Below are 13,313 nucleotides of genomic sequence, written 5' to 3' on the forward strand. Positions count from 1 at the left end.
GCCAGCATCCCGAACAGCACCAGCAGCGACTCGTGGATGAACATCCGGCTGTAGTAAACGAGCAGCGGGGAAGTCGCCAGAACCGCCGCGGCGAGAAGCATCGGGCCGTCGCCGAAGCGCCGCCGCCACAGCAGCGGGACGAGCAGCAGCAGGACGCCCGCGCTGGCGGTGAGCAGGCGGGGCGTGGTCTTGGTCATTTCCTGCCAGCCGGTTTCGCCGCGCAGCCGGCAGAGCGACATGGCGAGCCGGCTCAAGGTCGGGCCGTGGTAGTGGAGCGGATCGAAGCGGTAATCGCCGGACTCCATGCGGGCGGCGGTGAGCCGCGCGCCGGTCGCCTCGTCCGCGTGGAAAGGACGCTTTGAAAGCTCGTCAAAACGAAGGAAAGTCCCGGTGAAAACCACCGCGATCCAGCAGGCGATGATGGCCGCATGTTTCATCAAAGGGCTGGATACGATGAAAGAAACGATTGTCCCGCAATGTTAAACTGGTGCATTCAAAGCCATGCCCGCGCCACCTCACGAAATCCTGCTAGTCACTCCGGTCTGGAATGACTCGGCGCGGCTGGCGGGCTTTGGCGCGGCGCTCGCGACCGCGCTGGCGGATTCCCCGCTCTCGATCCACTGGATCATCGCCGACGACGGCTCGGCCGCGCACGATCACGCGCCGCTGCGGGAGCTCCGGGACGCCTTCGGCGAAATTTTCCCCCGCGTCCACCTCCACATGGCCGAGCGGCATCACGGCAAGGGCGCGGTCGTGCGGGAGGCATGGACGTTGCGGCCCGACGCCGCGTGGCTCGCCTTCGTGGACGCCGACGGCAGCGTCACTCCGGCCGAAATGCTGCGTCTCATCCACGCCGCGGTGGACTCGGAAATGTCGGTGCTGGGCATCCGCAAGCGCACGGCCTCCACCGAATTCATCGAAAGCCCGTGGCGCGGGATTTTCCACCGCGGCTTCCTGCTCGCGGCGCACGTGATTCTCGATCTCCAATGCGAGGACCCGCAGTGCGGCGCCAAGATCCTGCGCGGCAGCCACTACCGGCGGATCGCCGGCGGGCTGTTGGAAAACGGCCTCGCCTTCGACTCCGAGCTGCTCTGCGCCCTCAAGCGCGACGGCTCGACTTGGTCGGAAATTCCCGTGAATTGGATCGAGAAACCCGGTGGTAAAGTCAGGCCGTTGCGCGATGCGTGGGGGATGTTCAAGGCGCTGCTCCGCATCCGCAAGCGGCGGAGGTAGCGCCGTGGATCACGCCTTGCCCGGAACCGGCGGGACTTCCTCGGGGGCTTTGACCTCGCCCTTTTCGAAGTCGATCGCGGCAGGCGCGCAGACTTGGTTGTAAAACGGCGATTTGTCGTTCGCCGTCAGATCGCTCCAGCGGACGATCTCGCCGGTGTAGGCGGAAATCCGGCCCATGATCGCCACCAGCGTGACCTCGGCGATGCGCTTCGCGTCGTTGAGCGGCTTGCCGGCGATGACGCCGCGAATCATGTCCACGTGCTCCTGGACCATGCCGTTGTCCGAATCCATTTTGAATTCCGGGACGCTGACCGTCTTGCCCTTCAATTTCCCGCCACCGTAACAGACGCCTTCGGTGCCGGTGAACAGCTCGCCGACGCGACCATAGGTGCCGGTGATCTGGCGGCATTGGCTGTGGATGTGGACGTCGTCGCCGAAGTCATAGTCCACGCTGAAGAAGTCGAACATGTTACCCGTTTGACGCCGTGCCCGTCCGCCGAAGCCGACCGCGGTCACCGGCAGGCGGCCGAGAAACCAGACGGCGACGTCGAGGTTGTGGACGTGTTGCTCGACGATGTGGTCGCCGGACATTTCGTTGAAATTGAGCCAGTTGCGCGCCAGGTAGGAGGCGTCGGACTCGCCCTCGTTGCGGCGTTTCGTCCAAGGCACCGTGCCGTTCCACTGGACCACGCCGCCCTTGATCTGGCCGATCGCGCCGGCGTCGATGAGCGCCTTGTTCGTCAGGTAGCTGGCCATGTGGCGGCGCTGGGTGCCGGTCACGACCGCCAGTCCCTTGGCCGCGGCTTTCTCGCCGGTGGCCATGACGGAGCGCGCGCCTGCGGGATCGACCGCCACGGGTTTCTCGATGAAACAATGCTTTCCAGCCTCCACCGCGGCCGCGAAATGAACGGGGCGGAACGCCGGTGGAGTGGCCATCAGGACGTAGTCGCACGGGGTGGCGATGACTTTATGATAGCCGTCAAAGCCGTCGAAGCAGCGTTCCGCGGGGACCGCGTATTTCTTCCCGGCGGCTTCCGCCTTGTCCTTGAACGCGTCGGCCGTCGCGGTCACCTCGACCTCGATGCCGAGGATCTTGCAGGCGGCCATGAAATCCGCGAGCGCGCCATTGCCGCGTCCGCCGCAACCGATGAGCCCCACCTTCACCTTCTTGGTGCTTGCGGGGAGATTCACGGCGAAAACGGAACTGGCAGCCAGGCCGGCGCCAAGCAGGGTGGTGTTTCCAAGGAAGGAGCGGCGGTTCAGAGTAGGCGTCATGGGAATTGGGGTGTTTGGTTGTGGATTGCGAATTGATGAATCCGAGTTGATTACGACGAGGGCGGTCGCCACCTTTCGGGGAAATTGGCGATGTGAGTCCCGGCCTTCTGCATCGCAACCGGCCAAGCGAGGTGAGCGGCGGGTGTGGAGCCGGTTCGCCCGTCAATTTTGGTTCCGTATCGCAGCCTGAATATGAAAGTCCTTCTCCCGCCGGATCTTTTCTCCGCATGTCCGGCGTGCTCCGCATCCAGAAGCCGGCAGCGAGATCTGCGGCGTCGGTCTCGCAGGAAATGCCTGGAGCCTGAGCGGAGATACGAGATCGCCGGGTTCCTGAAATTTCCACCAGCGAGACGCGTAGAATCCTCGATGAAACTCCTCAAAAACATCCTTCCCGCCCTCTGGCTCGTTGTCACTTCCGCCAGCGCGGTGGCGGCCGCTCCGGTTTATCCGACCATCGATGAATCCATCGCCAAGGGCGATCTCGCCGACGTGCGTCTCCACATCGCCGCGAATCCGAAAAGCCTCAACCAGGGCGGCCGTGAAAACTCGCGCCCGCCGCTTGAGCAGGCGGTGATCCGCAACAAGGCGGACATCGCGCTTTACCTGTTGGAAGCTGGGGCCGATCCCAATACGGTGAACGCCTCCCTGCGCACGCCGCTGCATCTCGCGGTGGACAGGAACAACCCGGCCGTCGCCGCGGCGCTGCTGAAAGCCGGTGCGAAACCCAACCCGCGCGACAAGGACGGCTGGACGCCGCTCCACCACGCCGCCGCCAAGAACCAGCTCCAAACCGCCAAGGCCATCCTCGCCGGCGGCGCGGACCCGATGACGCTCAGCGAGCTCGGCGGCACGCCCTTGCACGAGGCGGCCGCCAGCGGTGGCGCGGAAATCATCCGGCTGTTGCTCGACCACAAGGTGAACCCCGCAGTGGTCTCGAAGCAGGGCGTCACCGCGCTCGACATCGCCAGGCAATACAAGAACCAGCCCGCCATCGACGAGTTGTCGAAGTAAGCGGGCTTTTCCCACACGGTGTCCGGATGCGGAGAAGCCCGCCGGCCTGGTGGCTGACGGGCTTTTCTTCAATTCTTTCGCTGGCGCATCAGGGCACCGTGCCGCTGATGCTGTATTGGCCGAGCGAGCCGTAATCGGTGTAGCCGCCCGCGAGCGGATCGCCGCGGCCGACTCCGGAAACGCGGATGAAGTAGGTGCCGGCGGCGAGGCTCGCGGAGACGGTGGCGTCGGTGAGCGTGTCGGGGTTGGAGGCGGCGAGGACGTTGCCGGCGGCGTCGAGGATTTCCGCGAGCACATCGAGGTTCTGACTGGTGGCGTCGCCGAGGGCGGTGAGACTGACCGCGCCGCCGGTGGTGGTGAAGGCGAAGGTGTCCGCGTCACTGCCGGTTTCGATGATGCCGGAGCCGGAAACCGAGGTGCCGCTGACCACCAGCGCGGGTGCGCCGGCGGGTGTGCCTGGCTGTTGGTCGCCGCGATAGCCGAAGCCGTTGTTGGTGGTGATCATGGCCAGGTCGTCTTCCTTGTTATCGGCGCTCAGGTATTCACCGCGCGACCATTGGACGAGGAGTTGATAGTAGCCGACGCCCATGATCGGCGCCCAGCCGACCTCGCCAGTGCCGTGGCCGGTGTAATAGCCTTCGGACGGCGAAACGCGGCCGTCGTGGCGAAGGCCGAGGGTGTGGCCGATTTCATGCGAGCAGGCTTCGGCGATGTAGCGGGCGGTGTTTGAAAGCTGGTCGGAGAAAACCCAGCACGGCGTGTCACCGGTCCAGGTGAACGAATTGAGGTAGGCGACTCCGCCGTAATTGCCATACCACTCATTGTCCGGAGTGATGATGCAGCGGATGCGGCGGTTCGAGGGAGCGGCGAGATAGACCGCCTCGTCGGTGGTGACGTTGATTTGGAATGGCGCGTAGTCTTCCGCCGAGCGACGCCAGATTTCGGTCATCTGGGCCTGGGTGTAGGTGTTGGAAATGGCGCCCGCGTTGATGGTTCCGCCATTGAGCCACTGGCTGCCGGTGACGACTTGGCCGTCCATGTCGAGGTAGGCCACGGCGACCGCGCCGGGCAGGCTGTTGAGACTTGGCACGTTACTCGGAGTTGCTTCGTCGTTGCTGATGGTGCAAGTGGCGCTGCCGTCCGAGATCACCGCGTTGAGGGGATTGGAAAGCAGCACGAGGAAGGTTTCGTTAGCTTCAAGCGCGGTGTCGCCGCTGATCGGCACGGAGACCGTGCTGGTGGTGGTGCCGGGCGCGAAGGTCACCGTCCCGCTGACGGCGGTGTAGTCGCTGCCGGCGGTGGCCGTGCCGTTCTGGGTCACATAACTCGCGGAGATGGTTTTCGTGCGGTCGGACTTGGAGAGCCTGACGGTGACAGATAGGCTTTTGGTGCCGGAATTCCCCTCGCTGATGGAGGCATCCAAAACGGAGATTCCGAGCGCGGTGGTGCTGCCTGGCTTGGCTTCCTGGATCAGCTTGTTTTTCGCCTTGGCCTCTTCATCGCTCTTGAGCGCGGCCTGCGCCTTGGTCTTGTTGAGCGGCGGCAAGCCCATGGCTTCGATGCCGTCCTGGTTCTGGTTGAGCATCGAGCACAGCAAACCGCTGAGCGCGTGGCGGCTGGCCATCAAGCCGCTGCCCGAGGGGCGGAATTCATAAGCGACCGGATGCGCGTCGAAATACAGTTGGCCGAGGAAGAATCCGAGCGCCTTGTTTTCCTGCACGGTCAGCGTGCCTTGCGGCTCGCCGTCGATCCGGATGTGGGTGACGACGGTGCCGTCGTCCTGAGTGGACGAGCCGGTCACTTCCCCGGCAAGGGCGGCGAAACGGTCGGAAAGATCCAGTTTCACGCGGGTTCCCGCCGCTTGGCCGACGACTGCGCGCAGTGGTCCGGCTTGCACGGGGATGGAGGCGCGGAGCTCCGTTTGCCCGGTCGCGCCGCGTTCCCACAAGAGTCCTTGTGCTGCCAGGGCCGCATCTTCGGCCCGCTTCGCCGCCGTCGGGGCCGGGCTGGATTTGCCGCGGTGCGGAGAGGCTCCGGTCGCAGCGGGTGAAGGCTCACCTGAATTCAGGCAGATGGCGGAGATGCCCGCTACTGCCAGCAGGCTGGCCGCGCCGTAGATCGCGATGTGGGTTTTTGGCTTCGGGTTCATGGATGTTCGGGATGACGTGTTTACAAACGCGTTGCTCATAACAAGCTGCGGCTTGGATACAATGAAAATTTCCAATCGCGGCGGTACGCGATCGCGTAGGAATCTTCGTCACCGGGACCATCCATGACCCCTCGGCCCGGAAATCAGAGGGCTTTGCCGAAGACTTCCACTTCGATGTAGTGGTTCATCTCGTTGGAGGTGTTGCCTTTGCTGTAGAGGCGGACGTAGCGGCCTTTGGCACCCTTGGCGTCGGCGAGGAGGCCGAAGCGGGACTCGACGTAGGGATTGTCCGTGCCCTTGCCGAGCTTGGAGGAGTCGTCGTAGTCGTTGTTATAAACGGTGGTGACGCCGGTTTTGAATTCCGCGTCGTCGGAAACCTGGATGATCACGTCGTTGTAGGCACGCTTCTGGGAGTGGAAGTGCCAGACCCAGATGGCGGAGAGGGCGGCGCTTTTCTCCAGGTCGATCTGGACCCACTGGGTGCCGTCGAGGAGCTCGACGAAGTAGCCTTCGCCCGCTTCCTTGTCGCCGTCGGTGACGAGGGTGAGCTCGCCGATGATCGGCGCGTCGTCGCTGCTGGTAACTTTTTTACCCTTGGAAAGGAGGGTGGTGCCTTCGGGAACGAGGAACTCGGGAGCTTTGCCAGGAGCTTGGACGAGGTTGGGGACGTTCATCGGCTTGGGCGTGCCTTCGATGAGTTCCGGCGGGAACTCGGTGGTAAGCGGCACGCCGCCGGCGGTGCCACCGGAGGCGGCGGCTGGCGCGCTGCTTGCGGCGGCGGTGTCCGATGCGGCCGGAGCGGATTCGGATTTCTTGCCGCAGCTGGTGAAGGCGAGGGCGGAGACGGTGAGGAGTGCGGGAAGGATCAGTTTGTTTTTCATACGGAGAGGTGTTCGGAGGTGAATTGGATAGGTTGTTTGCTGAGGGCGGAGGGATTCACCCAGTAGATGGGTGCTTCGCTTTCGAAGGCATGGCGGGCGTCGCAGTTGAGCTTGGCCTTGCCGCGGACGGCGGCGAAGAAGTTCTCAAGGTGCGGCTGGTGGGCGGGCTTGCTGAAGCCGCCGGGCAGTTCGAAAATCTCGGGCGCGGCGGATTCGTAGGAGGCCACCACATCGGCGGATGGCGGGGGCTTGGGCGGGGCGGGGGACTTTTTGAGGATCCCGCGGTTGACGAGGTCATCCCACGGCGGCGCGCTGTCCTCGCGGTAAATGGCGGAGGTGGACGCGATTTCGGAGATCTTGATGGTCGCGTCGGTGCCCATGAAGCTTTCCCAGAATCCGCCGCCGGAGCTGGTGGTGGTGAGCACTTGATAGAAGGCGCGCACCTGGCCCTGCGGGGTGTCGTATTCGAAGATGCACATCACGTTGTCGAAGTGCTCGCGGGTCTTGAAGTAGCTGTTACCGCCCGTGGCGTAAACGGACTTGGGGGCGACGCCGAGGAACCAGCCGAAGATGTCGATCTGGTGGGCGCCGAGGTCGGAAATGGGGCCGCCGGAGAGGGCGCGGTAAGTGCGCCAGTTCATGAACTGCTGCATGTCCTTGAAGCCGTATTTGGTGAGGACGTCCTGCTTGATCGTGAGCTTGGGATTGAAACCGATGTCCTGTGAGGACTTCACGGCGCGGTTCCACTGGCTGTTGATGTTGATGATCTGGCCGCAGATCTTGTGGCCGTTGATGAGCTGGTCGAGGGTGTAGCGGTAGCGCGGGTTGCTGCGGCGCTGGTGGCCGATCTGGCAGAGTTTGCCGGATTTCTCCATGGCGTGAACCATGGCGCGCGCGCCGTCGATGGTGTTGGACATCATCTTCTCGCAATAGACGTTGAGCCCGGCTTCGAGGCACTTGACGGTGTGCGGCGAGTGCCAGAAATCCGGCGTTGCGACGATGACGGCGTCGAGCCCTTTCTCGGTGGCGAGCATTTCATCGATGTCCGCGTAGCCCTTGGGCGTGTGGCCCTGGAGGGCGCGGACCTTGGCGATGCCGCCCTTGAGGTTGTAGTCCCAGATGTCGCAGACGGCTTGGAAATGGATGCCCGGGATGTTGGACATGGCCTCGAAGAGCACGCGCCCTTGCTTGCCCATGCCGACGAGGGCGACGTGGATCTTGTCCGAGCCGTCCGCATTGGCGGCGCGGAGGACGGACGGCGCGCCTAACACAAGGCCCGCGCCTGCGCCTGCCATGGTCTTCGAGAGGAAGTCGCGGCGGCTGATGGAAGAGGATGGGAGGTTCATACGGTTACCATTTCTTGAGGATGGCGAGGCGGTTGTGGCCGGCCAGCGCGAGGGCCATGACGACCAGGATCATGTGGGTGGCGAGCCAGGAGACTCCGTCGTCCTGTTTGATCAGGATCAGGCCCCAGGTGAGGCTGATGTAGAGCAGGCCAAGCAGGAAGAGCGAGCTGCGGTAGGCGAGGCCGAGCAAAATGGTGAGGCCGAGGATGATCAGCGCGGGTCCAAGGACCTTGTCGTAAAGCGGCAGGGCGAATTTCATCATCAGCGGCTCGGCTTCGAATTTCTTCATCAGCGCGGCCGGCACGCCGTGGTAGTTTTCGAGGGCGTATTGCTTGATGGAGCCGCCGGCGGTGAGGCCGTACTCGTTCGGCTTGCCGTCCACGCTGACGATCTGGTCGGCGGCCTTGGTGCCGGCGTATTTTTCCAGGCCGGTCTGGACCGCGCGCACGCCCAGCCAGACGCGGAGGAGCAGCGACCCGTAAACGAGGGCCAGCGTGTTAGTCGGGCAGCAGGATTCCCCGGATGATCCGGCGGAGGATTCCTTGGCGGTTTCGGAGCAGCATTCTTTGGACATGGTGGTTTCTAATGGTGTTGGGAAGATGGTTTCCGAAATCGGAGCGGGAATCAAACTCAAAGGCGGGCTCCGAGGCGAGGGTGCTTGGCTTGGTCGGCGTTGCCGAGGACTTTTTCGGCCTTCGGGTCCCAGCTGAGCGCTTGTTTCGAGTCCATGGCGACGATGGCGAGCTGGCCGAACGAGGCGGCGCGGTGGGCGGCCTCCGCGGGGGCCACGGTAAGCTTGCGCGAGCGGACGCAGTCGATGAAGTTCTGATAGTGGCTGGGCGGCTTGGTGTTGAAGTCGGCCGGGAGGTTGCGGAGCATCTCGCGGTCCGAGGCTTCGAGCCTGCCTCGGTCCACATGGATCCAGCCTTTCTCGCCGGTGAACTTGGTGCCGCCGAAGTCGCTGCGGACTTCGAGGACCCGGCCGTCGGCAAATGTTCCCTGATAGGAGTATTTGACGTAGGCGTTAAAAAACTCGTGGTTTCCGGCCTCGCCGGTGCCTTCCATTTTGACCGGGCCGGTGCCGTCGAGGCCGAGGCTCCAGAGCGCGATGTCGACGTGATGGCCGACCCAGTCGAGCAGCTGGCCGCCGCCGAAGCTGTTGTGCCAGCGCCAGTTCCACGGGTGGATCATCGGGTGATAGGGGAAATCGCCGACGGGAGCGCTGTAGGTTTTCCAATCGAGATTTTCAGGCGGCTTGCCGATCATCTCCGCGACCTTGTCCGCAGGCACGTGTTGTTTGACGCTCATGCCGGAGGGCGTGCCGCATTCGAAGCGGGTGATCTTGCCGAGGGTGTTGTTCTCAATGAGCGCTTTGAAGCGGCGGAAATCGCCGGTCGAGCGCTGCCAGCATCCGGTCTGCCAGACGCGGTTGTTTTTCGCGAGCGCGTCCACCAGCATGCGGCCTTCCGCGAGGCCCCAGGTGAAGGGCTTTTCGCCGTAAACATCCTTGCCGGCGTTGGCGCAGTCGATGCCGATCCGGGCGTGCCAGTGGTCCGGCGTGGCGAGGCTCACCACATCGAGGCCGGGGTGCTGGAGCAGATCGGCGTGGTGGGCGTAGATCTTGCAGTCGGAGTTTTTATAGAACGCATCCACCTTGGCCTTGGCCTTGGCGGCTTGGGTGGAATCCACATCACAGACGGCGACGACCCGGACGCCCTTGATGTTGAGGAAATTGGTCATGTTGCCGGTGCCCTGTCCGCCGACTCCGACGCAGCCCATGAGGATCTCGTCGTTAGGCGAGCCTGGCTGGGCGCGGAGGTAAGCCATGGGGGCGAGGCCGAGGGCCGCGGCCGTGGTGGCGAGGAATTTGCGGCGCGGGATGGAGTTGTAGGCTGTGTTCATTGGATTGGCGAGGATACGTCGAGCGCGAAGGCGGGTCTTTCAGCAAAAATCCGGCCTTCGAGGCGGGTGGAAAGCGACCCGACCCACCCGCGGCGCTTGATGCGCCTGAGGGTGGGCGGGCCGTGAGGGGTCACGTCAACTTCGGCTCCCAGCCGGCGCGATAGACCCGCTTGAGGGTGGCTTGCACTTCGGGCAGGCCGCGGGCTTCCATGGCTTTCATGTCCCAGTCGATTTTCTTGTCGAGTCGGACGGCGAGGTTGCCGACGAGGACCATCTCGGTGAGGGGGCCGGCGTGATCGACGAAGTTGGAAACGGGCTTGGGCCCCTCGCCGCGGACGGCGCGGCAGAGTTCCTGGGTCGGGCCGCCTTTGACGCGGGCATATACCTCTGCGACTTTTTCGACCTTTTCCCTCACGCCTTTGCGGAAAAGCACCGGCGACCCGCCGCAATAGGCGTCGTTGATGAAAAGAACGCCCTCGGTGCCCACGAAGACCTGGCCGAATCCCTCGTTGAGTTTAAGATCCGCTGGAATCCCCGGAGGCCGGACGAATTCCTTGTCGGTGTTAGGATCGTTGACCCCGTCCTGCCAGATGACCTTGACCGGCCCGCGTTTGCCCTTGGCCGGGAAGTCATAGACGATGGTCGAGCGCTTGGGGGCGATGGTGCCGTCGAAGGCGGAAACCTTGCTGGCCTGCACGACGAAGTCGCCGTTGAGATCGAGCGCCCAGAACGCGGAGTTCATGCTGTGGCAGCCGATGTCGCCGAGCGCGCCGCAGCCGTAGTCCCAGAATCCGCGCCATTTGAAGGGATGGATGCCCGGGTTGTAAGGGCGGTCGGTGGCGCAGGTGCCCTGCCAGACGTCCCAGTTGAGATCGGCGGGCACGGGCTGGGCGGGAAACTGAAGGCCCTCGCCCTGCGGCCAGATCGGGCGGTTGGTCCAGTAGTAAACTTCCTTCACCTCGCCGATGACTCCGGCTTCGATCCACTCGCGCAGGACGCGGGTGCCTTGCATCGTGGCACCTTGGTTGCCCATCACGGTGAGCACGTTTTTTTCCTTGGCGTAGTTGGCCAGCGCGCGGGCTTCCCAGAGGTTGTTGCACATCGGCTTTTGCACCATCACGGGCTTGCCGTGCTTGATCGCCTCGACAGCGATGGGGAAGTGCATGTGGTCGGGGGTGGAGACGGTGACCACGTCGATCTGGTCGGCCACGGCGGCGAACATTTCCCGGTAGTCGGAGAAATATTTGGCGTCGGGATACTGCTGGATCATCTTTTCGGCCCGTCCCTTGTCGATGTCGCAGAGGAAGGCGATGCGGTTGCCGCTCGCGATCTCGGAGATGTCGCTCGCGCCCTTTCCGTTGCAGCCGACGGCGGCGACGTTGAGTTGCTTCAGGGCTTTTTCCTGGCCGAGAAGGAGATTGGGGGCGAACGCGGTGCCGGCGATGGCGGCGGCGGATTTGATGAAACTACGGCGGGTCGGATTTTGCATGGCGGTGGGGATTTACGGGCTGGGGTTGGCGGATCATTCAGGGTTTTTCGGGAAATTTCGGTAGGGGGGTAAGGTGGAATCCTGAGGCGCCTACCGCTTTTTCCGGAGGCGCTTGCCGGTCAGGCGGGTCGCGATGAGGTTCGGGCAACGGCCTTTGAGGCGGAGTTGCTCGCAGTTCGCCTCGATTTTGATCGACTGGCGGACGGGTTTGAAACCGAGTCGCCGGGTGATGCAGTCGTTGAGCAGGTCGAGGTGCGAGTCCTCGAATTCGACCACGCGGCCGCAGTCGATGCAGAGCAGGTGGTTGTGCGAGGGCTTGTCGAGGAAGTTGGGATCGTAGGTGGTTTGGTTTTCCCCGAGATCGATTTCGCGCAGCAAATCCGCCTCCACCAGCAGGCCTAGCGTCCGGTAAACCGTGGCCCGCGAGGTCTCGGAGTCGAGTTTTCGGACGCGGTCGAAAAGCTCGTCGGCGGTGAAATGCTCGTCTTTCGAGAACGCCGCCTTGACGATGGTGTCACGCTGACTGGTCCGGCGCAGGCCTTTGCGCCGGATGAAATCATTGAGCCGTTCCTGGATACCAAGGTCCACGGGGAATTCCTAGCGGCCCGAATCCCGCCCGCAAAGCGGAAACGCCGAAACCTGCTTGAAAGTCTGACACCGCCACCGCAGTAGATAGCTTCATGACCACTCAATTCACACGACGGAAATTTCTCGGAACCGCAGCTCTCGCCATCGGCATGCCTACGATCATTCCCGGCTCCGCCTTGGGGAAAAACGGCGCGGTCGCTCCCAGCAACCGCATCGTCATGGGCGGCATCGGCATCGGCCCGCGCGGGCGGGAGGTGCTTAACTGTTTCCTCGCCCAGCCCGATGTCCAGTTCGTCGCGATCGCCGACGTGCAGGAGTCGCGGCGCGAAATCGTCCGGCGGATGGCCAACAAGCAGTATGGCAACGAGGATTGTTACAAATGCTGCGACATGATGGAAATCCTCGGCCGCGAGGACATCGACGCGGTCCAGATCACCACCGGCGACCGTTGGCACGCGCTCGGCACCATCCTCGCCTCGAAGGCCGGCAAGGACGTTTACGCGGAGAAGCCGTGTAGCATGACGATCCAGGAGACCCAGGAACTAGCAGACGCAGTGAAGCTCCACGGACGCGTCTTCCAAGCCGGCACCCAGCGGCGGAACGTGGACAATTTTCGCTTCGCCGCCGAGCTCGCCCGCAGCGGCCGTCTTGGCAAGATCCACACCGTCCACGCCGGGATCCTCCCTCTCAAGCCGGACCTCGCCCCGCTGCCCGGCGAGCCCTTGCCGGATCCGGCGCTGATCGATTGGGAGCGCTGGCTGGGGCCCGCCCCGTCGCGCCCTTATAACAAGAAATACGTCGAAGGCCGCTGGCGCGGCCACTACGCCTTCCACGGCGGCGCGGGCTTGCCCGAGTGGGGCGCGCACACGCTCGACCTCTGCCAGTGGGCGGCGAACGCGGACGGCACCACCCCGGTCGAGTTCGAGAGCAAAGGCGACACGCTCATCGAGGGCCGCTACGCCAGCGGGGTGAAATTGGTCATGCGTCTCGCCGGCTTCCAAGGCGAGGGCGACTGGGTCGTCCCCGGCACCTGTCCGGTGCGCTTCGAGGGCGAGGAAGGCTGGGTCGAGACCGCGGATTTTGGCAAGATCGCCGCCAGCAATCCTGCATTGTTAGTCGGCATGCCGACCGGAGAAATTTCCGGAACCAACCCCATCAAGCACGTCCGCGATTTCCTCGACTGCGTCAAATCCCGCGGCGCGCCGGCGGCGAACGAGGTGGTCACGCGCAACGGCCACATCGCCTGCCACGCCGCCGCCATCGGCTGGCAGCTCGGCCGCAAAGTCCGCTTCGACCCCGCCACCGAGAAGTTCATCGGCGACGACGAGGCGAACAAAATGTGCAGCCAGCCGCGCCGCGCCCCGTGGCACGCGTGATGCGGGAGGGCATTGGCGAAATTGAATCCGCTGAAATTTCTTGCAGGAAACGGAACCCCGGAA

The 13,313-nt window shown here is 63.8% G+C and carries 11 protein-coding genes and 1 pseudogene; 3 read left to right on the forward strand and 9 right to left on the reverse strand.

Features of this window, described 5'->3' with window-relative positions; all coding sequences use genetic code 11:
• A pseudogene (locus AC4DF4_RS05755) lies at positions 1–437 on the reverse strand (hypothetical protein); the annotation flags it as partial.
• Positions 438–501: 64 nt separating this feature from the next.
• Between AC4DF4_RS05755 and AC4DF4_RS05760 the strand changes: the two are divergent.
• Positions 502–1,233, forward strand: coding sequence for a glycosyltransferase (locus tag AC4DF4_RS05760; RefSeq protein ID WP_490047155.1), 732 nt, complete (start codon positions 502–504; stop codon positions 1,231–1,233).
• Between the two features lie 9 nt (positions 1,234–1,242).
• Here AC4DF4_RS05760 and AC4DF4_RS05765 read toward each other — a convergent pair whose 3' ends face one another.
• Positions 1,243–2,508, reverse strand: a complete 1,266-nt coding sequence (locus tag AC4DF4_RS05765; RefSeq protein ID WP_490047156.1) for a Gfo/Idh/MocA family protein — start codon at positions 2,506–2,508, stop codon at positions 1,243–1,245.
• A gap of 366 nt (positions 2,509–2,874) precedes the next feature.
• Between AC4DF4_RS05765 and AC4DF4_RS05770 the strand changes: the two genes are divergently transcribed.
• A complete protein-coding gene (locus AC4DF4_RS05770) occupies positions 2,875–3,519 on the forward strand; it encodes an ankyrin repeat domain-containing protein (protein WP_490047157.1) in 645 nt (214 codons plus the stop codon).
• Between the two features lie 88 nt (positions 3,520–3,607).
• Here the strand turns inward: AC4DF4_RS05770 and AC4DF4_RS05775 are convergent, their stop codons facing one another.
• The 7 genes from AC4DF4_RS05775 to AC4DF4_RS05805 form a co-directional block, all read right to left on the reverse strand.
• Positions 3,608–5,668 carry a Calx-beta domain-containing protein gene (locus AC4DF4_RS05775; protein WP_490047158.1) on the reverse strand — a complete coding sequence of 687 codons (2,061 nt, stop codon included), beginning with the start codon at positions 5,666–5,668 and terminating at the stop codon, positions 3,608–3,610.
• A gap of 143 nt (positions 5,669–5,811) precedes the next feature.
• Positions 5,812–6,549 carry a galactose-binding domain-containing protein gene (locus AC4DF4_RS05780; protein ID WP_490047159.1) on the reverse strand — a complete coding sequence of 246 codons (738 nt, stop codon included), beginning with the start codon at positions 6,547–6,549 and terminating at the stop codon, positions 5,812–5,814.
• Entirely contained in the window at positions 6,546–7,895 is a 1,350-nt protein-coding gene (locus tag AC4DF4_RS05785; RefSeq protein WP_490047160.1) for a Gfo/Idh/MocA family oxidoreductase, read from the reverse strand. Before AC4DF4_RS05785 ends, AC4DF4_RS05780 begins: the two co-directional genes overlap by 4 nt.
• Positions 7,896–7,899: 4 nt before the next feature.
• On the reverse strand, positions 7,900–8,469 hold the full coding sequence (locus AC4DF4_RS05790; RefSeq protein WP_490047161.1) for a hypothetical protein: 570 nt from the start codon (positions 8,467–8,469) through the stop codon (positions 7,900–7,902).
• Between the two features lie 56 nt (positions 8,470–8,525).
• Positions 8,526–9,797, reverse strand: a complete 1,272-nt coding sequence (locus AC4DF4_RS05795; protein ID WP_490047162.1) for a Gfo/Idh/MocA family protein — start codon at positions 9,795–9,797, stop codon at positions 8,526–8,528.
• A 130-nt stretch (positions 9,798–9,927) separates the two neighbouring features.
• Complete coding sequence (locus tag AC4DF4_RS05800) at positions 9,928–11,286, reverse strand: Gfo/Idh/MocA family protein (RefSeq protein ID WP_490047163.1); 1,359 nt, start codon at positions 11,284–11,286, stop codon at positions 9,928–9,930.
• Positions 11,287–11,376: 90 nt separating this feature from the next.
• A complete protein-coding gene (locus tag AC4DF4_RS05805; protein ID WP_490047164.1) occupies positions 11,377–11,874 on the reverse strand; it encodes a Fur family transcriptional regulator in 498 nt (165 codons plus the stop codon).
• Between the two features lie 92 nt (positions 11,875–11,966).
• On the opposite strand from AC4DF4_RS05805, the gene AC4DF4_RS05810 reads away from it, so the two are divergent.
• Complete coding sequence (locus AC4DF4_RS05810; RefSeq protein WP_490047165.1) at positions 11,967–13,250, forward strand: Gfo/Idh/MocA family protein; 1,284 nt, start codon at positions 11,967–11,969, stop codon at positions 13,248–13,250.
• Positions 13,251–13,313: the final 63 nt, after the last annotated feature.

The organism is Luteolibacter sp., from assembly GCF_058122085.1.

What these genes read in the sequence shown, in the direction of transcription:
- AC4DF4_RS05760 (WP_490047155.1), top strand. Translation starts at nt 502, where the DNA reads ATGCCCGCGCCACCTCACGAAATCCTGCTAGTCACTCCGGTCTGGAAT.
- AC4DF4_RS05765 (WP_490047156.1), bottom strand. Translation starts at nt 2,508, where the DNA reads ATGACGCCTACTCTGAACCGCCGCTCCTTCCTTGGAAACACCACCCTG.
- AC4DF4_RS05770 (WP_490047157.1), top strand. Translation starts at nt 2,875, where the DNA reads ATGAAACTCCTCAAAAACATCCTTCCCGCCCTCTGGCTCGTTGTCACT.
- AC4DF4_RS05775 (WP_490047158.1), bottom strand. Translation starts at nt 5,668, where the DNA reads ATGAACCCGAAGCCAAAAACCCACATCGCGATCTACGGCGCGGCCAGC.
- AC4DF4_RS05780 (WP_490047159.1), bottom strand. Translation starts at nt 6,549, where the DNA reads ATGAAAAACAAACTGATCCTTCCCGCACTCCTCACCGTCTCCGCCCTC.
- AC4DF4_RS05785 (WP_490047160.1), bottom strand. Translation starts at nt 7,895, where the DNA reads ATGAACCTCCCATCCTCTTCCATCAGCCGCCGCGACTTCCTCTCGAAG.
- AC4DF4_RS05790 (WP_490047161.1), bottom strand. Translation starts at nt 8,469, where the DNA reads ATGTCCAAAGAATGCTGCTCCGAAACCGCCAAGGAATCCTCCGCCGGA.
- AC4DF4_RS05795 (WP_490047162.1), bottom strand. Translation starts at nt 9,797, where the DNA reads ATGAACACAGCCTACAACTCCATCCCGCGCCGCAAATTCCTCGCCACC.
- AC4DF4_RS05800 (WP_490047163.1), bottom strand. Translation starts at nt 11,286, where the DNA reads ATGCAAAATCCGACCCGCCGTAGTTTCATCAAATCCGCCGCCGCCATC.
- AC4DF4_RS05810 (WP_490047165.1), top strand. Translation starts at nt 11,967, where the DNA reads ATGACCACTCAATTCACACGACGGAAATTTCTCGGAACCGCAGCTCTC.